The 21,475-nt window shown below is 59.3% G+C and carries 15 protein-coding genes and 4 pseudogenes; 10 read left to right on the forward strand and 9 right to left on the reverse strand.

Annotation, left to right across the window (positions count from 1 at the left end; genetic code table 11):
• Positions 1 to 342: 342 nt before the first annotated feature.
• Positions 343 to 4,491, forward strand: a complete 4,149-nt coding sequence (locus ASE60_RS03575; protein WP_082615721.1) for a PAS domain-containing protein — start codon at positions 343 to 345, stop codon at positions 4,489 to 4,491.
• A gap of 377 nt (positions 4,492 to 4,868) precedes the next feature.
• On the opposite strand, the gene ASE60_RS03580 is transcribed toward ASE60_RS03575, so the two are convergent.
• Both ASE60_RS03580 and ASE60_RS03585 read right to left on the reverse strand, forming a co-directional pair.
• Positions 4,869 to 5,324, reverse strand: a complete 456-nt coding sequence (locus ASE60_RS03580) for an SRPBCC domain-containing protein (RefSeq protein ID WP_057248368.1) — start codon at positions 5,322 to 5,324, stop codon at positions 4,869 to 4,871.
• A complete protein-coding gene (locus ASE60_RS03585) occupies positions 5,308 to 5,664 on the reverse strand; it encodes a metalloregulator ArsR/SmtB family transcription factor (RefSeq protein WP_057248369.1) in 357 nt (118 codons plus the stop codon). Before ASE60_RS03585 ends, ASE60_RS03580 begins: the two co-directional genes overlap by 17 nt.
• 798 nt (positions 5,665 to 6,462) lie before the next feature.
• Here ASE60_RS03585 and ASE60_RS03590 point away from each other — a divergent pair.
• From ASE60_RS03590 to ASE60_RS35440, 3 genes and pseudogenes are all read left to right on the forward strand, one after another.
• Positions 6,463 to 8,238, forward strand: a complete 1,776-nt coding sequence (locus ASE60_RS03590) for an adenylate/guanylate cyclase domain-containing protein (protein ID WP_057248370.1) — start codon at positions 6,463 to 6,465, stop codon at positions 8,236 to 8,238.
• Between the two features lie 72 nt (positions 8,239 to 8,310).
• Positions 8,311 to 8,516, forward strand: a pseudogene (locus ASE60_RS03595) (IS30 family transposase); the annotation flags it as partial.
• A gap of 99 nt (positions 8,517 to 8,615) precedes the next feature.
• Positions 8,616 to 8,937: pseudogene (locus ASE60_RS35440) on the forward strand (cytochrome c); the annotation flags it as partial.
• Positions 8,938 to 9,162: 225 nt separating this feature from the next.
• Here ASE60_RS35440 and ASE60_RS03605 read toward each other — a convergent pair.
• Genes ASE60_RS03605 through ASE60_RS03620 form a run of 4 tightly spaced genes read right to left on the reverse strand, consistent with a single transcriptional unit; the run spans position 9,163 to position 12,895 of the window.
• Positions 9,163 to 9,939, reverse strand: coding sequence for an ABC transporter permease (locus ASE60_RS03605; RefSeq protein ID WP_057248371.1), 777 nt, complete (start codon positions 9,937 to 9,939; stop codon positions 9,163 to 9,165).
• Positions 9,923 to 10,753: an ABC transporter ATP-binding protein gene (locus ASE60_RS03610; RefSeq protein WP_057248372.1), complete on the reverse strand. Its 831-nt coding sequence runs from the start codon at positions 10,751 to 10,753 to the stop codon at positions 9,923 to 9,925. Before ASE60_RS03610 ends, ASE60_RS03605 begins: the two co-directional genes overlap by 17 nt.
• Positions 10,754 to 10,765: 12 nt before the next feature.
• The gene (locus ASE60_RS03615) at positions 10,766 to 11,767 is read right to left on the reverse strand and encodes an ABC transporter substrate-binding protein (protein ID WP_057248373.1); all 1,002 of its coding nucleotides are present in this window, start codon (positions 11,765 to 11,767) and stop codon (positions 10,766 to 10,768) included.
• Positions 11,768 to 11,812: 45 nt separating this feature from the next.
• Positions 11,813 to 12,895: a 4-oxalomesaconate tautomerase gene (locus tag ASE60_RS03620; protein ID WP_057248374.1), complete on the reverse strand. Its 1,083-nt coding sequence runs from the start codon at positions 12,893 to 12,895 to the stop codon at positions 11,813 to 11,815.
• Between the two features lie 114 nt (positions 12,896 to 13,009).
• On the opposite strand from ASE60_RS03620, the gene ASE60_RS03625 reads away from it, so the two are divergent.
• The 3 genes from ASE60_RS03625 (at position 13,010) to ASE60_RS03635 (ending at position 16,332) form a co-directional block, all read left to right on the forward strand.
• Complete coding sequence (locus ASE60_RS03625; RefSeq protein ID WP_057248375.1) at positions 13,010 to 13,909, forward strand: LysR family transcriptional regulator; 900 nt, start codon at positions 13,010 to 13,012, stop codon at positions 13,907 to 13,909.
• Positions 13,910 to 14,362: 453 nt separating this feature from the next.
• Positions 14,363 to 15,355, forward strand: coding sequence for an ornithine cyclodeaminase family protein (locus ASE60_RS03630; protein WP_057248469.1), 993 nt, complete (start codon positions 14,363 to 14,365; stop codon positions 15,353 to 15,355).
• Complete coding sequence (locus ASE60_RS03635; protein WP_200964155.1) at positions 15,355 to 16,332, forward strand: threonine/serine dehydratase; 978 nt, start codon at positions 15,355 to 15,357, stop codon at positions 16,330 to 16,332. Before ASE60_RS03630 ends, ASE60_RS03635 begins: the two co-directional genes overlap by 1 nt.
• Positions 16,333 to 16,774: 442 nt before the next feature.
• On the opposite strand, the gene ASE60_RS03640 is transcribed toward ASE60_RS03635, so the two are convergent.
• Together ASE60_RS03640 and ASE60_RS03645 are read right to left on the reverse strand one after the other, a co-directional pair.
• Entirely contained in the window at positions 16,775 to 17,284 is a 510-nt protein-coding gene (locus ASE60_RS03640; protein ID WP_057248376.1) for a nucleoside kinase, read from the reverse strand.
• Positions 17,285 to 17,535: 251 nt separating this feature from the next.
• The gene (locus tag ASE60_RS03645; protein WP_057248377.1) at positions 17,536 to 18,432 is read right to left on the reverse strand and encodes a LysR family transcriptional regulator; all 897 of its coding nucleotides are present in this window, start codon (positions 18,430 to 18,432) and stop codon (positions 17,536 to 17,538) included.
• A gap of 137 nt (positions 18,433 to 18,569) precedes the next feature.
• Between ASE60_RS03645 and ASE60_RS03650 the strand changes: the two genes are divergently transcribed.
• The 3 genes and pseudogenes from ASE60_RS03650 to ASE60_RS03660 form a co-directional block, all read left to right on the forward strand.
• Positions 18,570 to 19,541 (forward strand): MBL fold metallo-hydrolase, encoded by a 972-nt coding sequence (locus ASE60_RS03650; protein ID WP_057248378.1) that lies wholly within the window; start codon positions 18,570 to 18,572, stop codon positions 19,539 to 19,541.
• A 35-nt stretch (positions 19,542 to 19,576) separates the two neighbouring features.
• A pseudogene (locus tag ASE60_RS03655) lies at positions 19,577 to 20,147 on the forward strand (pyridoxamine 5'-phosphate oxidase family protein).
• A gap of 268 nt (positions 20,148 to 20,415) precedes the next feature.
• Positions 20,416 to 20,736: pseudogene (locus ASE60_RS03660) on the forward strand (tyrosine-type recombinase/integrase); the annotation flags it as partial.
• A gap of 56 nt (positions 20,737 to 20,792) precedes the next feature.
• Here the strand turns inward: ASE60_RS03660 and ASE60_RS03665 are convergent.
• Positions 20,793 to 21,452 (reverse strand): TetR/AcrR family transcriptional regulator, encoded by a 660-nt coding sequence (locus tag ASE60_RS03665; protein WP_057248379.1) that lies wholly within the window; start codon positions 21,450 to 21,452, stop codon positions 20,793 to 20,795.
• Positions 21,453 to 21,475 lie beyond the last annotated feature (23 nt).

The following is a 21,475-nucleotide window of genomic DNA, read 5'->3' on the forward strand; positions in this document are numbered from 1 at the left end:
CTTCGGCACAAACGGGACTATCGTCTCGTCGCGAGACCGGCAGATGAGCCAGCCTTCGTCAAGATAGCCTTGTCACCACCCGTAAGGCATGGTTCCGATCGACCGGCGCACCTGCCGATCGCCGCGACGTCTCGAAGCGCTCGGTCGAGGTTCTGCGTGAAACCGCAGGGCAGAGCGCTGACAATCCCCGCAGGCATCATGGACTTCCATAGGCTGCGGCATGGCTGTGATTGCGATAGGATCAAGGGAAACGGGTGAATGGTTCGTCCCATCCGAATGCGTTTATACTGCCTTGGTAGGGCCTACTGCGCCCAGGCTTTCTCTGTCCGATCGGAGCAGCCGATGGAATCAGCTTCTAGAGTTGGCGACAGCCATTCAGAGACAGTCAGCCAGCCTATTCAGGGGCGCGAGCGAACGTCGCCAGGGCCCGCGGCGAGCGCGTTGCCGCGCGCGCCCACCGACCGACCGTCCCTCGGGCCTGCTTCACAGTGGCGGCAGTTTCGATCAAGCCGCCCACAGCTGTTGCATCTGGTCGCGTTCTTCGCAGCCTACGTGCTGGGCTGCGGATTCGCGAATGTGCTCGCTATCGTCCCGGGCATCACCGTCTCGATCTGGCCTCCCGGCGGCGTATTTATGGCGACACTCATCCTCACCTCTCCCTACAGTTGGCCATGGTGGATCGTCAGCGGTTGCCTTGCCGAGATGTTTGCCCAGCTTGTCTGGTTTCACAGCCCAATTCCCGCAGGATTTTTGATCTTCGTCGGCAACGCGCTCTGCGCTTCCGTGGGTGCGATGCTCGTAAGCAGCGCCATAGGTCGCCCCATCCGACTGGAAACCCTCCAGCAGGTCCTGGTTTTCGTCATATTGGGGGCGGGAGTAGCACCACTCGCAAGCGCGACCGTCGGGAGCGCAACCCTTGCCTGGTTCGGCGTGAAATCCCAGACATTCGCGTCCGTGTGGCCACTGTTCTGGATTGGAGATGCGACAGGCATCTTGCTGGTAGCACCATTGGTGCTGGTCCTCGTCCGCTCCTGGCGCGGAGGGTCAAATCCATCTGTCGAACGCTGGACGGAGGCTGCCGTTCTCTGCCTCATCTTCCTGGGCGTTGCCGCCCTTTCCTTGAGTGCTCGCTTCTTCCCCTCTCCCTATATCATTTTGCCGTTTCTGCTTTGGGCCTCCGCACGATTCGAATTCCGAGGTGCCGCCGTCGCCTTGACGCTCCTGACGCTGATTACGATGGCGCTCACGATATCCGGAGACAGCCAGTTTATCGGTGATGCCGGATCGCAAAGGCAACAGCAGGTCATGCTGCAGCTCTTCCTCGTCATTTCCGCATTCTCGGCGCTTGTCGTCGCAGCCATTTCCAGGCAGCACCAACTGGCACTCGCCACCGCTCGTCAAAGCGAACTCCGGCTGCAACGCTTGATCGACGCCGTTCCGGCTCTCATTTGGAGCGCCACGCCTGACGGAACGCCGAGCTACCTCAACAAGTGGGCCACCGACACGACCGGGCTGGCGCTGACGGATCTGGTTGCGGCCAACGGAAGACGATCCTTGACGGACATTCACCCGGATGACCGCACTGCCACCGATGAGGCGCTGAAACGCGCCTTCGAGGCGGGCACGACCTTTGCGGGCAGATATCGTCAGCGGCGCGCAAATGGTCCCCATCGATGGGTCGAGAGCCGGGCTGCGCCCATGCGTGACGAGGCCGGAACGATCTTGCAATGGTATGGCGTTTCCGTCGACATCGAAGACGCAGTAAGCGCGCAGGCAGCACTGCGCGAACGGGAGCAGGAGCTGCTGCACCTTGTGAACATGGTGCCAAGTCACGTTTGGCGCTTGACCCCCGATGGCGAGCCGACCTTCTTCAACAAACGCATGGTCGACTTTCTCGGCTTGGACATTTGTGACACGGACAAACCGGGAAAAACCCGACTGGCAGCCATGGTCGAAGCCTCCGTGCATCCCGCCGAGGCAGGTGCATTCGTTGACCTGCTTCGACATTGCCTCGAAACCGGTGAAGACTTTGCTATGCGGTATCGCCTGCGCCGGGCCGATGGCGTCTTTCGCTGGATGTCGAGCCGGGCAGAGCCAATGCGGGATCAATCAGGGCGGATCGTTCAGTGGTACGGCATTTGCCATGACATCGATGATCTGACCCACGCCGAGGACGCATTGCGCCGTAGTCAGAGGCAGCTTCAACTGATGATCGACGCAGTGCCGGTCCGCATCTGGAGCGCGATGCCATCGACCGGCTCAGTCTACTTCAACAAACAGTTCCGAGACCGTTTCCGCTCGGTTGTCGCAAGCTTCGAAGCGCACGGGGAGCAGAGTATCGAAAGTCTGCTTCAGAAGCTGATCCATCCGGACGACGCTTCGGCCGTCGGGGACACGCTGCAAAGATGTTTCGAGACCGGCAGTAGCGCGACGTTGCGCTTTCGTTGGCTTGAAATTGAAAGCGGATATCGCTGGGTGGAATGCCGGGTCGAACCTCGTCGCAATCATGAAGGAGAGATCGAGGAGTGGTATGGCGTTTCGCTTGATATCGACGATCAGATGCGGGCTCAAAACGCATTGCACGATCGCGAGCGCGAGCTGTCCCTGCTCGTAGACATGCTGCCGGCCTTCATCGCTCGCCAGACCGCCAGCGGAGAACTGAGCTTTCTGAACAAGCGGTTGGTGGACTTCCTCGGATTCGATGCCATCGACGTGAACAAGCCGGGCATGCCCCGCGCGGGCGCGATGATGCGTTCTGTCGTCCATCCAGACGATATTGCCTCCGTGCGTGAGAACGCCACGCACGGCCTCTCCACCGGTGAACCATTCTCCAACAGATATCGCATGCTGCGCGCCGACGGCGCATACCGCTGGGTGGATGGACGCTGCGAGCCATTGCGCGATCAAAGCGGGACGATCGTGCAGTGGTATGCCGTTGCCATCGATGTCGACGACGAAGTGCGCGTCCAACAACGGCTATTCGATCGGGAACGCGAACTCTCGCAGCTGGTCGATATGGTGCCCAGCCCACTCTGGCGGTTAAACACGGATGGGGAACCGGTCTTCTTCAGCAAGAGCCTGATTGAATTCCTGGGCCACGACGTGAAGGACTATCAGGGGACCGGCAGCGTTCTCGCCGCTGCCATAACGGCCGCGCTTCACCCGGATGACGCAGCGAAGATGGATGCCACGCTTAGAGAGGCTTTCGTCACTGGCGAGAGCTTCTCCTTAAACTACCGGCTACGCCGCGCCGATGGCGTCTATCGCTGGATGTCGGGCCGCGGCGCCCCCTTGCGGGACGCCACCGGTCAGATCCTGCAATGGTTCGGCATTTGTCACGACATCGACGATCAGCTCCGTGTAGAACAGGTCTTGCGCGAGCGTGAGCGCTCGCTTCGACAGCTCATTGAAACCTTGCCTGCGATGGTCGAATGCACCGACCCGAACGGTGATCCTGTCTACCGCAGCGAACAGCTTCGCGAGTATCTGGGGTACAAGTTGGAAGCGCCGGACGCCTCGGGCGAAGCAAGGCCGTCGGGCGCGCTTGGTGCTGCCGTCCATCCCGACGATATACCTCAGGTCCATGAGAGCTGCGGCCATGCCTTGTCGACCGGCACGCCCTATGCACAGAAGCATCGACTTCGTCGGTCGGACGGAGAGTATCGCTGGGTGGAAACCCGAGCAGCGCCTATGAGGGACGCAGAGGGGCTGGTCGTCCAGTGGAACGTCATTTGCATCGACATAGACAGCGAAGTTCGGGCCCAGGAAGATTTGCGGGCTGCGCGCGACGGTCTCGCGCGTGCGTCTCAAGCCGCTAGCCTTGCCGAACTTTCCGCCTCGATCGCCCATGAGGTGAACCAGCCGTTGGCAGCGATCGTGACAAATTCCCATGCGTGCCAACGCTGGCTATCTGCTGATCCGCCAAACCTTGAGCGAGCGCAAAGGACGGTGGAACGCATTACTCGCGATGCAAACGCCGCCGCAGACGTCGTGAGCCGCATCCGTGCATTGTTCACAAGGTCGGTTGAACCTGGGATGAGCACAACGGTGGACGGAGTCATTGCCGAAGTGCGCAGCCTTATGGCCGAGGAAGCCATGCGGCGCCGCGTCCGCATACAGGTCGATGTCGAAGGTGACCTGTCTCCGGTCGCCATGGATCGCGTCCAGCTTCAACAGATACTGGTCAACCTAATCCGAAACGGCATAGAGGCGATGGCATTCACTGCGGATCTGCGAATGGTCAGCCTGCATGCGTCGCGTATCGATGACATGATCCGCATCGCTGTCAGCGATTGGGGCGCTGGGGTCCAAAACCCCGACAGGATTTTCGAACCGTTCTTCACCACCAAGAACGACGGCATGGGCATGGGATTGGCGATCTGCCGTTCGATCGTCGAGTCTCACGGCGGACGTCTGTGGGCAGAAAAAAACGCCCCTCAGGGATCGACGTTTGTTTTCACATTGCCGATCGAAACCAACCCAACGACATGACGATTGCCTCACAAGGCTGCGTGCAAAAAATCACGCTGTTAGTCTTCATCTCCGACTGCCGTTAGCGTCGGATGCCGCTCAGCCAGCGGTAAGGAGTGTCCAACACAGGGCGGGTAGCAGCCAAGGCGATCGTCGTGTCCTGATCTGAGATAGCGCTGCGTGCGAGGAGCGTCCCCCGCTCTCGTTGTCAATGATGTGGTTCGCAAGACTACCGGCCATCTGTTCTAGTGTGAACGCAGGTCAACTTTCATCGCGTGCACTCCAAAGGCAGTCCGTCTTCTTTCGACCCCCCGCCGCTGACGGGCCTTCGCTCCGGCCGGAAAGGCTGGTGGAGTCACTTCCCAAGAGCATACGTTCCCCCGAGGCGAGTTACCCGACTACTCGTCTTTGCTGGAAAGCAATTCGTCGAGCTGCTCCAGCTGTTCCGGCAATGCGGCCGCCGAGCCCTGCAGTGCTTCCTCAAGCGCCTCCGCGGACGGATAGACTTCGTAAAACGTCAGCAGCGTCTTTCCGCCCTGGTCCTCGAAAGTCACGGTCGTGACCGCGCCCTCTTCGCCCTCGTCGTTGGTCCAGACGATGCGCTCGTTTTGCACCACCTCGAGATACTTGCCGTAGAAGGCCATGGTGTCCGAACCACCGACGCCGAATACCAGCCGGTATTTGCCGCCGGTACGGACGTCCATATCGCACGATACGAGCGAAACGCCGGATGCCGATTTTGGCACCCACCAGCGCTGGAACAGCTCGGGCTGGCTGACGAGTTCGCGATCTCCTCTGCGCTCGACTGACATGCGGTTCTGCTCACCACCTGGACTGTTAACTTGCTGATTCATCGCTTCCCTCCTTTTGCATTTCGCTGATGATTTCGTCCAATGCTTCGAAGCGGGCCTCGAAGAGCTTGCGATGCGCCTCGATCCACTCGGCCTCCGCCTTGAGGCCGCGTTTCCCAAGTTTGCAGGTTCTCACCCGTCCGACCTTCTGCGTGACGACGAGCCCCGCCCGCTCGAGAACCTGGATGTGCTTCTTCATGCCGGTCAGTGTCATCTGGAACTTATCCGCGAGACTGGTGATCGACGCGTCCCCTTGCCCAAGCTGATCGATGATCCCGCGGCGGGTCGCATCGGACAGCGCCGCGAAAGAGAGATCGAGGGGAGGACTTACATACTGAACCATATAGTTCAGTGATTAGCGTGCTCGCGCAGGAAGCGCAAGCGTCCCAAACTTTCCCTGCCGTAGACCGGTCATTCGAGGTCATGCATAGGCGCCGGAAGCAAAAATTGTCTGCAGCGGGCCAAGCGGACATTCGAGTCGCTGATGAACGAATGTCAGCTTTCAGCGCCTGCTCCCCGAAAGCAGTCCGCCAACTAACGGCTCCAATTGCGACGCTCGGATCACACTGGCCAAGTATCAGCTCCTGACGCTCCCCGGGCGTTCAGATCAGGGATAGCAACGCGAACTCTCCACTCGACGACCGGAAGCCGGCAGACGGATGTCTCCTATCCCTCGCCTTGAACCAAGTCGAACGCTCGACCCTGCCTAGCGGGCTCCGGTAACGTTCATCGGGACCGGTGCCACGCTCAACCAAGTGGCGAGCCGTCACCACGATATCTCGGCAGCCGATCGCTGACATCGGGGTGCTTTACAACAAGGGCGCAATGCATAGCCTATCAACCCCTTTGTCTCGCGGCGCGGCCTTGTTTCTAACGCTATCCGACACCCCAAAGCCGGGGATTTCATCGATCTCGGCGGCCGATCATGACGTCTCAAACCCCAATATCGAGAGTACCGGTCGCCCGCAGCGTTGGATCGCTGGCGAGCGAATGGAGTTGCAACGACTCAGGTCACAAGTCGGGAGCGGCTTTCTACCGGATGGACATTAGTTCTAAAACCGACAACTAATTGGCGCGGTTCAGGAGCGCTTTCGCATTTGCTTGTCAGGCGATACTGTATTTTCTTGGCGGAGGGGCAAGCATGGAACGTCGCCTTACCACAGTAATGGCTGCCGATTTGGTCGGCTATTCTCGTCTCATGGCGGCGGACGAGGAAGGCACCATTTCGCGGCTGCGCGACGCGCGAACCTGCGTGATTGACCCGGCGATTATGGAAGGCGGTGGCCGCATCGTCAAAACCATGGGCGACGGGCTCCTAGTCGATTTCTCATCGCCAGTGTTGGCGGTAAGAGCGGCTCTTCTAATGCAGCGCAACTTGATCTCGCGCGAGTCTCCTCAAGGGGAAGACCGACGTCTGCGTTTCCGGATCGGTATTCATCTGGGAGACGTGGTGATCGATGGGGACGACATCCTCGGCGACTGCGTCAACATCACTGCGCGTTTGGAAACCATCGCACCCGCCGGAGGCATCTGCATATCTCGTGCAATCTACGATCATGTGCAAGGCAAGATAGAGGCTGGGATGACGCGGCTCGGGCCGCAGTCCGTTAAGAACATCCCCGAACCAATTGACGTGTGGCAGGTCGAGGTGGACGGCACGGCGCCGAGCCCGGTTCGGCTCTCTGGGCAGGAACGTGCTTCGATCGCGGTTCTCCCATTTCAAAATTTTTCTGCCACCCCCGATCAGGACTTCTTTGTCGACGGACTGGTCGAAGACGTCATCACGGAACTAGGTCGCTTTCGATGGTTGTTCGTGATCGCTCGCAACTCGACTTTCGCCTACAAGGGAACAGCTAAGGACGTACGCCAGATCGCCCGAGAACTTGGTGTGCGCTATGTCGTGGAAGGATCGGTTCGGCGGTCAGGTGATCGGTTGAGGATTACTGTACAGCTAATCGACGCGCTGTCCGGAGCACACATCTGGGCCGAGCGGTGGGATCGTCCGATCGCCGATTTTTTTGATGTGCAGGATGAGATAACGCGCCGAATTATCGCGGGCATCGAACCAGAACTGGGAGCGCACGAAAGGGGCCTCGCCCTCGCCAAATCGACCGACAACCTTACTGCTTGGGAACTTTGTCACCGCGGCCTTGCTGAATTGCTTTCCTTCGAAGCAGGTTCTCAAGCCACTGCCGAGAAATTCCTTCGACAAGCTCTCGAACACGATCCGAATTTCGCACTTCCCTACGCCTATTTAGCTCGTCACCGATACGCACTCGTCCTTTGGGGGCGTGCCGCAGACGTGCCTGTCGCTGTCAAGGAAGGATTATCGTTCGCCACGAAGGCATTAAAAATCGACAGGCGGAGCGATATCGCGTACGCGATGATGTCGCTCCTTCTTACGGTGGACGGGCGAGCGGCTGAGGCCATGCCTGTCGCTGAACAGGGCCTTGCATTAAATCCCAACTACGCGTTTCTTCACTTCGCACATGGAATGGCAGCTGTGCGGCTCAGGGACGCCGATACGACGATTAGGGCCGCACAAAATGCCATCGATCTCAGTCCTCACGATCCATCTACGTTTGCGTTCAAGACACTACTCGGTATTGGCTTAATGCTGAGGGGCGAGCCCGATGACCTCTCAACGGCCCGGATGCATCTACGGGAAGGCGCGTCCTTCGAACGCACAACCTATTATCCATTCATTGGGGCAGCGTTGCTCGCCCTCAGGGCGGGCAATACCGATGAAGTAAAGATCTGGATCTCTGACGCTTTGAAGAAGTTTCCAAACCTGAATGCGGAATACGTCCGAGAGGCGGCCCACCCATTCTATGAAGGCAGTCCTTACTGCGACTACCTCGACAGGTTGATCGAGCATGGGCTTCCCCCGGGAGAGAAGCGTCGTATCGAAGAATAATCGCGTCGTACTGCCAGCACAAAAGCACCGACGAAATCATCAGGCGGATGCCGGACGAGCATCGCTATCCCCGACCCCAGCGCGCCGTGGCAGAAGGGTGCGGTGGAAAACACCAACAAGCGCATCCGCCGGTTCATGCCAGGCGATACCGACCTTGCAGGCGTGTCGCAACGCAAGCTCATCCAGCTTGCTCGCCATCTCAACGACCAGCCGAGAAAGTGCCTCGACTCAGAACACCGGCCGAAGTGTTTCGGGCACATTTGCAAGAGGGAGGCTGAACCCCTACCCTAAAACCGGCGTGTTGCACTTCAGTTAGGATCTCCCAGGCCGCCCAAGCCGCGTCTCCCAACCGGATAATGCAGAGCACTGGCGAGGTTCTCGGCGGCTCGGATGTGGGTTTCGAGATTCCGGGTGAAGGTGTCTTTGTTCGGCGCAACGTCCCGCCCGACAAGGAGACCGGCATCGGCACCTGGAACAGCAGGGCACATCGTCAAGGCGATTCAGACCGGCGAACCGCCGGATGGCCGCATCCTTGCGCCGATCATGCCCTGGCATGCTTTCGCGGAACTCACCGAGGATGACGCTAAGGCGATTGCGGCGTTCCTGCAAAACCTGGCTCCGGTCAGCAAGGGCCGTTCAAACCTGGGGACAAGGTCTCGACCGTCGCCGGGGGAGACCGCAGCAACCGCCCAGAAATAGCCGGATTCAAAGCAATGCTTGTCGCTCGACTGAAAGCCGCACAAACGGACGGTCGCCCCTGAACGTGGTTCGGTCGTTCGACCTGATCGACACTCAAGTATACGAATTTTCCGAGGTCGTTGGAGTGAAAGTTAGGCTCGCGGCAACAGCGCCCCGTTAGCCTCAGTTCCGTTGTCGCCTTGGTCGCCGGCCGGCATCATTGCCGCCCGGCGCCGTCGCCGCCCGTCAGGTGGCCTGGCTCTCGGTCGAGTGAGGGCTCCACTTGATCAGCCGGGCCTCGGCGATGTCGAGGATGCGGTCGATGATCAACACGAACACAGCGAGGATGATGATGCCGGCGAAGACGCCGACCGCGTCGAAGTTGCCTTCGGCCTGAGCGATCAGATAACCAAGGCCGGCGGAGGAGCCGAGATACTCGCCGATAATCGCCCCGACGACGGCAAAGCCGACCGAAGTGCGCAACGAAGACAGAATCCAACTGGCCGCCGCCGGGAAATAGACGTGGGTCAGCAGGCTTGAGCGCTTGGCCCCGAGAATCCGGGCATTCGCCAGTACCACCGGGTTGACTTCCCTCACGCCCTGCATGGCGTTGAAGAAGGTGATGAAGAAAACCAACGTCACCGACAACGCCACTTTCGACCAGAGCCCCAAGCCGAGCCAAAGCACGAAGATCGGAGCGAGCACCACGCGGGGGATGGCGTTCAGCGCCTTTATGAAGGGGTCGAGGATGCGATAGGCACCGCGGCTAAGCCCCAGCCAGACGCCGGCCGCCACGCCGAGGGCGGTACCGATCACGTATCCGAGCACCGTCTCTGTGAGCGTGATCGAAACGTGCTTATAGAAGCCTGGATCGATGATCCAGGCCACGATCTGTTTCATGATGTCGAAAGGCGCAGGGAAGAAAAAGACGTCGATCACGCCTGCTTCGACACCCAGTTGCCAGCCGCCCACAACCGTCACCAGCAGCACGGCCTGGATTAAACGTTCAGTCATGGCGTTCATAGCTTTTCTCCACTTCACCGCGCAGCGACGACCAGATGTTGCGATAAAGATCCATAAAGCGCGGATCGAGCTTGATTTCGGCGACATCGCGCGGGCGTTCGAGATCGACCGGGAAGCTGTCGATCACGCGCGAGCGTGGTCCGGCGGCAAGCACCACGACCCGATCGCCGAGAGCAATGGCCTCCTCCAGGTCGTGTGTGATCATCACCACGGCACGCCGCTCCTCTTGCCAAAGCCGCAATAGCTCATTCTGCATCAGGTGGCGGGTATGGATGTCGAGCGCCGAGAACGGCTCGTCCATCAGGATGACCTTGGGGCCAGTTATCAGCGCCTGCGCCATCTGCACGCGCTTGCGTTGACCGCCGGAAAGCTGATGCGGATAGCGATGTTCGAACCCTTTCAGTCCGACTTTCGCCAGCCATTTCATCGATTGCTCGCGACGTTCGGCAGCGCCGATACCCTTGAACATGGGACCGAGTTCCACGTTCTCGATCGCGGTCTTCCACGGAAGCAATGCATCCTGCTGGAACAGATAACCGATGTCGTTCTGGACCCCGCGCACCGGCTGACCATCAATTGATACAGTGCCACTCGCAGGTTTCAACAGGCCGGCAATCGCATTGAGTATGGTGCTCTTGCCGCATCCGGTAGGTCCGACGATGGCGAGAAACTCGCCATCGGAAACACTCAGGTTCACATCCTGCACGGCCACGTAGGCACCGAAGGACATGGTGACCGAGTCGATGGAAACCATCGGCTTTGCTTGATGGGGTCTGTCCGTCGGGGGTGCGGTATTCACTACGGCCAATGCCATGACCTCCTCCTGTCAGTTGGCGGCGACGTTCGGGACCTTGCCGACGAACTCGTTGGTGTAGGTTTTCGTAAGGTCGATTTCGGCAGCGGCGACTTTTTCGTTGAAGCTCTTCAGGACGGCGAGCGGAGTCTTGATATCCTCCTCGTTGATACGGCCGTCCTTTGAAAAGATCGCCTTCGCGTTCTCGACCGCCTTGACGTAGGTGTCACGATCGCCGGAGATGAATTCCTTCGGCAGCTTGTCGACGATCTCTTCCGCGGAGTGGCTATTCATCCACTCGAGCGCTTTGACCGTCGCATTCGTGACCTTCTGGATGGTCTCCGGATTTTCATCGATATAGCTCTGCGTGGCATAGAGGACGGAGGTTGGGTAAATCCCGCCATAGATCGCCTTGGCACCGTCGTCGCTGCGCCCGTCGATCAGGATCTTGCCGACGCCCTTGGCCTCGATGAAGGTCGCTGCCGGATCGTAGTTGACGAGGAGGTCGACCTTGCCCTGTTCAAGGCCCGCCACGGCGGCAGACCCGGAGCCGACGCCGATCAGCGAGACGTCGTCCGCGGACAAGCCGTTGCGCTGCAGGTAGTAGCGGACGAAGAAATCGGAAGACGAGCCCGGCGAAGTGATCCCGATTTTCGCGCCCTTGATCGTTTCCGGCTTTGCCGGGTCGAACGTGCTGTCCTTGCCACCAGCCAGCACCAGCCCGGAATTGCGGGCGAGCTGCACAAAGGCCACGACGGCCTTCTTCTGAGATTGCATCTGGATGGTGTGGTCGTAGAAGCCGACGGCGATATCCGTCGAGCCGGCAACGAGCGCCTGGAGCGTCTTCGAGCCGCCCGACGCAAAGTTCTCTACCGTCACCTCCAGGCCCTCCTTCTCATAAAGGCCGAGACCCTGTGCAACCGGAAAGGGAAGATTGTTGAGATTATAAGAACCGACGCTGATGCGGACGGGATCCGCGAACGCGGAACCGGCAAAGGCGACGGTTGCCGCGAGGGCGAGCATGAGCTTGCGCATGGTATTCTCCTCCTGTTGGTGGCGCCCTCCCGGCGGCCACGATCATTATGCCGCGCAACCCAGTTGCGAGACAGGTTTTGCGAAGACGTATCCTTCGAACAGCCGGCGGGCGGTGCGAAGGATGCCGGCAACGACCTTGCCGTCCCTTTCATGAAGTTTGACGTCCAGGTGGCCGCTCGGGTGTTCAATCGACAACACCACCGGCGCTTTGCGCGTGCCGACGAGAAGGGAAGCAACGGTGCCTTCATTTATGGAGGCGGTGGCAATCCCCACGGCCCCAGTCGTCGCCAGCGAAGGATGACATTGGTGCGGCATGAAATACCGTACGCTGATGTCGCCTCCCGACGTTGGCCGGGAAATGAGCACCGGCTTCGGGGTCACCTGGTTCCGCACGTCGCCAAGGCCCATCCGTTCTCCGGCAGCGATGCGCAGCTTTTCCAGCCTTCCCAGCAATTCCTTATCAGCATTGAGTTCAGCCGCTGACTCGAAGCCTGTTGCGCCGACCGCGCCTGCCTCGATCAACATCATCGGCATGGCGCAATCGATGCATGTGACAGCCACACCGTCGATGCAATCGATCGGATTGCCGGTGGGGAAAAGCTGTCCGGTACGCGCGCCGGCTGCGTCCATGAAGGTCAGGGCGATCGGCGCTGCGCTGCCCGGTACACCGTCGATCGCCGCTTCGCCGAGATAGGAGACGTTGCCATTCGGCGTGGGAACGTCGGCTTCGATCATCTTGCCGGTATTGACGTTATGGATCCGGACGAGCGTCGTTTCGCCTCGGGCCGGAACGAGACCCGCCTCGATGGCGAAAGGGCCAACCGCAGCAAGCATGTTGCCGCAGTTCGGTGACGTGTCGACGAGCTGTTGGTCGACCCGCACCTGCGCAAAGAGGTAATCCACGTCCGCACCGGGGATGGTGGCAGGTCCGACGATGGCCACTTTGCTCGTCACCGGGTTGCCGCCGCCGATGCCATCGATCTGCAACGGGTGACCCGAACCCATGACGGACAGCAGGATCTTGTCCCGCTCGCTCGCCTCCGCGGGAAGATCGTTTGCCAGGAAGAACGGACCTTTTGAAGTGCCGCCTCTCATCAGGACGCAAGGGATCGCCAGTAGGTCGTTCATCGCTTGTGCTTCCATTGGAATTATGTCATCGCCGTATCAATCCGGCCTATTTGATCCAATTATCGGAAGTACGGTTGATTTGTGAAATGCTAAGAATCGGGAAATTGATGCAAGATGAACATTAATTGCGAGATCCTTGATCTTCGAGCCTTTCTGACCGTGGTAGAGCTGGAGAGCTTTCATCGCGCCGCCGATGCGCTGCACCTGTCGCAGCCGGCGTTGAGCCGACGGATCCAGAAGCTGGAGCAGGCGATCGGAGCACCGCTCCTGGAGCGAACGACGAGGCATGTGTCGGCGACGGCCCTCGGGGCAGAACTAATTCCTCTTGTCCGACGCATGTTGGAGGAATTCGACGGCTCCTTGTTCGCCGTACGCGACGTTGGTACCAATCGAGGCGGATTGGTGACGATCGCCTGCCTCCCAACCGCAGCATTTTACTTTCTACCCACCGTCATTCGCCAGTTCAACGAGGAATATCCCAACATAAGCTTTCGCATCCTCGACCTGCCGGCGACCGACGGCCTCCGGGCCGTGGCACGCGGCGAGGTGGAGTTCGGCATCAATATCATAGGCACATCGGATCCGGACTTGATCTTTGACCGGCTCGTGGAAGATCCTTTCGTGCTGGCAGCGCGCAAGGATCACCCTCTTGCCGCCAAACCCTCGGTCGGCTGGGCAGACCTCGAGCCTTACCATCTGATTACCGTTCATCGATCTAGCGGCAACCGAACCTTGCTCGACGCAGCACTGGCAAAATCGAATATCAAGCTGCGTTGGTTTTACGAGGTGACCCATCTGTCCACCTCCCTCGGTCTGGTGGAGGCCGGCCTCGGAATTTCGGTCCTGCCGCGCATGGCGACCCCGCAGGGTGACCATCCATTCTTGATCACACGCCCCATTGGCGATCCCGCGATATCGCGTACCATCGGGGTGGTCCGCCGTCGGGGCGGCATCCTGTCTCCGGCCGCGGAAAGGTTTCTCAAGATGCTGATGGGCGTATGGGGCAGTAATTGAAGGCGAGCCCCTTACGGCTTAGGTGAACACCGCAGTCGTGGAGTACCTTGATCGTTCCAGCACATGATGGGACTCGCCTGCATTCGGAGCGCGAAGAAGCGCTCTGCCGCAATTCGACCCCAAGCGGCCAGTTCTGTACGCGATGCGGAAAGGCTGCAGTGCGTTGCGGAAACCGGTCACGTGCGTCTATCCGTTTCCAGCGCCTTCCCTGCAATCGCCGTCTGGCCTTTGAACTTATCCTTGTCGTGCGCGGCGAAGCCTACGCGCTGGCGACTAAGCTCGGAAGAACTCCTGCCGCAACTCTCTGCCAAGGCCCCTATGCGATTCAAAACAATCTGCTTCAGGTCGGGGCGAATGCGGGCGCTAGTCTCGCCGTTCGCCCGCTATGGTGATTGCGGCACGGATCGGGCTGTGCCGATGCGTCCCAGGAATCCGGCAATAGAGAGGTCATGCATGAAAACGCTGCTGCTCAAGAAGGATGAAGTAAGGCAGCTAATCGGCATGGCGGAAGTCATCGGCGCGGTGGAAGAGGCTTACAAAGGCTTTAACAGTGATCAGGTGGAACAACCTGACTATATCGGAATAGATCTCCCGTCGCCTCGGGGGGAGATTGACTTCAAGCTTGGTTACTACAAAGCCAACGAAATGATCTCCATGAAGGCGTCTTCTGGAGGGTTCATTGATAACCCGACAGCACACGGCGTGCCCAATGGCATGGCGACCATTCTCCTGTTTGATGCCAGGAGCGGTGCGTTGATTTGCATTATAGATGGAAGCTTGATCCTCGGTCTCAGAACCGGGGCGGCTGGAGCCGTTTCCGTCAAAGCCCTGGCGAGGAAGAACGCCAGGACGATCGCATCGATCGGAACCGGAAATCAGGCAAGAATGCAAATCCGGGCAGTCAACGAGATCATGAACATTGAAAAGATCCACGCGTGGGACAGTAACCCGGATACGCTTTCCAAATACAAGACCGATATCGAAAGCGAGTTCAGCATTCCTGTAATTGCAGCAAATTCAAAAAAAGAAGCCGTTGAGCAGGCCGATATCCTGATTACGACGACCCGCGGGAAAGGGTCGCTTGTGGAAGCGGATTGGGTGAAGCCCGGCACCCACATCGTGGCAATCGGTACAGATCAACAAGGTAAACAAGAACTGGATCCAGAGATATTCAGGAGCGCAAAAGTACTCGTCGACTCAATTGCGCAGTGCGCCGAAAAGGGCGAGACCTGGCACCCGCTGAATAAAAACATCATCACCAAGGACGACATCCATGGCGAAATCGGCGAGGTATTGTTGGGAAGGAAGCCGGGACGAGAAAGTGACGACGAAATCACGATTTTCGATTCCACGGGCATGGCCATACAAGACAATACGACTGCCAGCAAAATCTATCAGAACGCCATAGCCAATAACGTCGGCACGTTCTTTCAGTTCGTTGAGTAATGACCATGCGCAATTACCCCACCATTCAGGATATCCGTGAAGCTCAGGAACGGCTGAAACCGCACGTCAGGCACACGCCGCTACTACGTGCGGACAAAATAGAGAAAGCCGCTGGTTGTCAGCTATATCTCAAACCGGAAACCCTGCAGATTACTGGCGCCTTCAAGATCCGCGGCGCCCTGAACAAGGCTCTCTCGCTCTCGAGAGAAGAGATCGCAAACGGCATTATCGCGACGTCGTCGGGCAATCATGCCCAAGGGCTTGCTTATGCCGCCAGGATGCTGGACGTAAAAGCGATATTGGTCCTTCCGGTCACCACGCCCAAAATCAAGATCGAAAACACAAAGGCCCTCGGGGCAGAAGTCATTCTTTTCGATGGCGACACCGCCGCCAGATGGAAAAGGGTGTATGAGATCGCTGCAGAAAACAAATACGCGGCTGTTCACGCTTTTGAGGACCCCATCGTGATGGCCGGTCAGGGAACGATCGGGTGCGAAATACTGCAGGACCTGGACGATGTAGATACGGTCATCGTTCCCATAGGCGGCGGCGGGCTAATCTCGGGTATCGCTACCGCCATCAAAGAAACGAAACCATCGGTGCGCGTTATCGGGGCAGAGCCTGCCTTGACACCGAAGTATTTTCACAGCCGGATAAACAAGGAGCGCACATCGCTTCCCTTGAAGAACACAATTGCGGATGGCTTGAGGATAAGCGTTCCGGGTCAAAACCCCTATCCGATTATCGAAAAGTATGTGGACGAGATTGTTCTTGTTGAAGACGAGCACATCATCGCCGGGATGCGTGCTCTTGCCAAGGATGCGAAATTGATCGCTGAACCAGCTGCCTCGATTGGCGTCGGAGCACTGTTGGCGGGCAGCATAGACGTCAACCCCGATGAAAAAGTCTGCGCGGTGTTGTCTGGCGGGAATTGGGATTTACGCGACCTTGCCGAGATATACAATGTAGCGGGGTAATCAGTTCCAGCTTCGGTCAGTTCACCACCCGGCCGCAGTTAACCTTTTGCGGTCCTCATCGCCAGGAATCCGCCCGTCCGGAATGCGGCCCGAACACGTCATACGGGGATCCGCTTGGCGACGACCGCTCTCCACCCGCTACCCCCGTCGAGAGCAGCGAAGCTAAAGGTCGTCTTCGGGCCAAAAGTTAAGGCTCGCCCAAGACGCGGGAACGACCGCTTTGGTAGGTCGGCTCCCAGAACCCGCCAATCCGCAACCGGCCCCAAAGTGGAAATGGTTTCCGCTTTGCGTCCCCTTGTCGGTCGTTAAGACAGCCGGTTTCTCGTTCTGAGAGCTGCCGGTCGACCACGAAAGCGATAATGCCGCCTGTGAGCCGTTCAGGCGGCTAGCGTTCCCGCAATAATCGAGTGCTTTCCGTCCCATTCTCAATACTTTCAGGGCATCAGGTGAGTTGAGCGAGGATATCGTCGACGACACTTGGGACGGTACCCGTCGTGTCGATATTGATGCCGATGGGAAGATATTCCCGGGTATGATGGTAACGGATCACCAGCGTCCGCTCGGCCGGCTCGAAGCCCGGCTCATTTGGCCGCCCATCCAATCGTCGGTTCAAGGTCTCAACGTCTATATCGAGCACGAAAACCTTGTCGAAAAGGTCCAGGAATTTGTGGAAATTGCGCGAGCCGCCACAGAAGAAGGTGGCGGGATGGGTGGTGTCGGCAGCAATAGCGCGGACCTTGTCGACGCGCCAGATCCAGTGGGCGTATCCCCAAACAATGCGGTCCGCGCCTTCGGGTGGCCCTGCGAGTGCCTGGCCCGTCTCGGGGTCGCCGACATAGGCCAAGACCCGATCACCATGGACGACATGGTGGCCCCGCCGCTCCAGTTCGGTAGCGACAGACGTTTTCCCAGTGCCGGAACCGCCTTCGATCAGATAGTTTTTGATTCCCATAGTCGCCGCTTATCGTGGACTTCGATCTGGTGAAAAGACACCCTACCTGGGAACGCTTCGCCAAAGAAATGACGGCCCCTCTCACCGCTCACATACGTTTTCCAAGCGGCCTAACCTTGGCCGAAGGAGATATTGAGGATGCGCTGCGGAGCATAGACATGTTAGGCGCTTAGGGAAGGACAACCGCATCTTGCAGCATTCGCCCCGGTGCGCCTCACTGCCATCAACGGTGGTGCGCCTGAAGCGGGACGCTAGTAAGCCAGCTGCGCGCGTAGGCTTGGGACGATCCAGTCGAGGAAGCACCGCACCTTCAGCGGCAGGGGATCGGCTGGTCCATGGATAACGTTCACAGGTAGCGGTTCCGGTGCAAAGTCCGTCAGCAATTCGTGCAGAGCGCCGGAGCGCAACTGATCGGAGATCTGGTAAGACAGCACGCGGATAATGCCGATACCGGCTATTGCAGCCTGAATGGCAGCCTCCGTCGTATTGACCGCGAATTTGGGGCGCGGCTCGATGGCAAAGGCCGCGCCGTCCCGGCGGTAGCGCCATTCCGGCGCGGTCGCAAAGCCCTGAAAGCTTATGCCGTCATGGTGGCTGAGGTCTTCCGGCTGAAGCGGAACGCCTCGGCGGGCAAGATAGTCGGGGCTCGCGCAGATCACCCGTCGGACGGCGCCGACGCGCGTTGCGATAAGCGCGCTGTCCGCCAAGTGTCCGATCCGCAGGGCCACATCGACGTGCTCGTCTGCCAGACTTAGCTGCCGATCGGCGAGGGTCAGACGCAGGTTGATATCGGGTTGCTCCTTCAGGAACTCCAGAGCTATTGGCAGCAGATGGCGCTCGCCGAAGGCAATCGGTGCGGTCACGTGCAGCCCTCCACGCAGCGCGCCATAGTCGCCGCTGGCCTGCCGCTCTGCCGCGTCCAGTTCCTCCAGAATACGACGTGACGCGGCGACGAAGCTGCGCCCCTCATCCGTCAAGGAGAGGCCGCGGCGGGTGCGCAGGACCAGGCGCACGCCAAGGTGTTTTTCAAGATCCGCGACCCTGCGGCTGACCGTGGCGAGCGGTGCATGCAATCGCCGCGATCCAGCCGAGAGGCTGCCGGCGTCCACCACCGCCAGCAGCACCGACATCGCTTCAAACCGATCCATCGTATCCTTCCGGAAACTGAGAGGAAAGTTCCTGAAATGGCAGGATACCCTATTGGTTTCGGATATCCTAGCTTTTGCGTCGATCCAGGGGACGCCGGCCGGCTCCCCGTATTGCCAATGATCAGGAGAAAGACGTCATGCCTCAACTTTCACGTCGTGCCTTTGCCAGCGCTCTTCCTCTCGGCCTCCTTGGGGGAGGACTGATCAGTGGCGCACCGGCCCCTGCCGCCGCGCAGAATACCGCCAAAACGCCGGTCAGCATTACGCCGCTGGCGCAGATCCGCATCGGTCGCTTCACGGTGACGGCGCTGACAGACGGGTACGCCGATATGCCCTTCGACTATTTTCCGGGACGCGCTCCGGCCGAGGTGGAGCAGGCGGCAGTCGCTCAGTTCACCGCCCGGCCGAGTGGGGTGCGGTTCCTCTTCAACCAGTATCTCATCGATGATGGTGAGCGCCGCATCCTGATCGATGCCGGTGCAGCGGGCTCGATCGGGCAGACCGGCAAACTGCCGCAGGCGCTCGGTGCGCTTGGCCTGCAGCTTGACCAGATCGACGCGGTGATCGTAACGCATATGCATCAGGACCACATGGGCGGTCTGATCGCCGGAGGCAAGAACAACTACCCAAAGGCGGAGCTCTACATCGATCGTCGCGACGTCACCCATTGGACCGACCCGGCCAAGCGCAGCGGCGCGCCCGACTATCTGCAAACCAGCTTTAAGATGGCGGAGGAGGTGGTGCGCCTCTACCCGAAACTCCAGGCGATTGACGGAGAACGCGAAATTGTGCGCGGCGTCTCAATTGTCGACCTGACCGGCCATACACCCGGCCATATCGGCGTGCGGGTCGAGGATGACGGGAAGAGCCTCATCATGGTCTCGGACATGATCTTTCCGGTCGTGCATCCGGGGGCGACCGACGTGTTCTTCCTGTTCGAGCAGGACCGTGCAGCGGCCAAGGCAATGCGCGACCGCTTTTTCCCTCGCGCCGCTTCGGAAGGCGCACTCATCGCCGCCACGCACATGCCCTTCCCAGGGCTCGGCCGTGTCGTCGCCGACCGTGGGCAGATGCGCTGGGAGGTGGCGGACTGGGCCTTGCAGGATTGAAGTTAGCTCCGGCGCTCTAGAAAGTTAGGAACGGAATGAGCAGCAGATATCTCAGTATCGCCACGACGCCCTCCGTAGCGGCCGCACAGGAGCACTATGGCAGCGCGGAGCAGTGGGCGCGGATCGCGGCGCGCTCACGCAGACGAAACTGCGCAGAGCCAGCGCCTCGGTCCGGCAGAAACGGCCTTCATCGGTGCGCGCGACGGTTTTTATCTTGCCAGTGTCTCGGAGACCGGCTGGCCCTACGTCCAGTACCGTGGTGGGCCTGCGGGCTTTCTCACCACGGTTGACGCATCGATGCTGGGCTTTGCGGATTTTCGCGGTAACCGGCAATACATCACGACAGGCAATGTCAGCGCCAATGACCGCGTCTCACTGTTTCTGATGGACTACGCGCACCGGCGGCGCCTGAAAATCTATGGTCACATGCGCGTCATCGATGCAGAAGACGATCCGGTGCTGGCGAAAAAGCTGACCGTACCCGACTATCCCGCTCGGGTGGAGCGTCTCGTCCTCATCGCGGTGGAGGCGTTCGACTGGAACTGCCCGCAGCACATTACGCCGCGCTTCACTCTGGCTGAGCTGGAGCGTTGGCGATTGGAGTAACCAGATGTTGTTTTTCCTCAGTAAAGGCTTCCAGGCCATTGACCAGCCGGATGGTCATGCCCCCTCAAGGCAATAGATACATGCCGGATTGGCGGCTTAAAAGCGTTGCAGCACGAAAGCCGCTGGTCCGCTTGCGGCCCGAGGGCTGCCAGCCTCAATCGTTTCTCTTTCGGCCAATTAAGGCCAAGGAGAAATGAAATGGGAAACTCTCGATATGATGCTGCAGCCCGCGGCCGTGCCGCATGGAATGCGGGGAAGACGGTCGGCCAGCCTATTGGCGTGGCTTGAGAGACGCGGTGGCACCGTCGATGAATACGCTTTCCCAAGTCGGGTCGATCACTCGCGGCACATGAGCACGCGACAGTACGCCCGTCTGGTTGATGAATGGGTCACAGCGATTGGGCTTCGAGCATCGGACTATGGCACGCACTCGCTGCGAAGAACGAAAGCGGCCATGATCTACAAGGCAACCGGCAACCTGCGCGCCATCCAGATATTGCTCGGGCACACCAAGATCGAGAACACGGTCCGATATCTCGGTAAGGACATCGAGGATGCGTTGCTTTTGGCTGAGCGAACCGAAATATGAACATGGAACGGTCATTCGCTCAAAACGGATGACCGCTTCGTCGGCTGGTTCTTCATTCACGAGATCCGATTTGGGGTGGGGAGCGGAACGGCGGCTACGGCCAGTCGAAGGAGGCGCATGAAGAGTTTCATGCCGTCTTGAAGGCTGGAACCGCCGCCTTGGGCGTGCTTGATCCCATCCATGGCAGCGACAATGAGATTGGCCAGCTGCGCAGGTGGCACTTGCAGAGGTTCAAGATCGATTTCGCCCTTCTGCGCAGCAGCCAATATGGTTTGCGTCAGCAGGTTCAAAAGCTTCTGGCGCGCGTCGAGCGTAATATCGGCCGCCAAGGCCACGTTGGCGGCAAATAGCTCATCTGCATCAGCGCTGCCGCCAAATGGCGCAATCAACTCCCGCTGAAAAACCGCCATGGCCTTGGCAATGCGATCAAAGGCACACCCGTCGCTCGCCAGCACCGCTGCCACTTCATCCAAGGCCTTGGCGTGGGCGCGAACTGAACCGGCCCGAAACAGCTCTTCCTTGCTGCTGAAGCTCAAATAGAGCGAGGCGCGCGAGATCGACGCCGCACGGGCAATGTCCGCCATTGACGTCTTGCGAAAGCCAAAGCGCACAAACACCGGCAAGGCTGCGTCCAGGATCAGGGTTATTTTTTGGTCGGGCTGCATGATGGGCAGATTGACACCTTCAGTCCAGACTGTCAAAAGACGATTGGACATTTAGGGTTCAAGTGTCTAATCGG

Source organism: Ensifer sp. Root278 (assembly GCF_001429285.1).
Taxonomy (GTDB): domain Bacteria; phylum Pseudomonadota; class Alphaproteobacteria; order Rhizobiales; family Rhizobiaceae; genus Ensifer.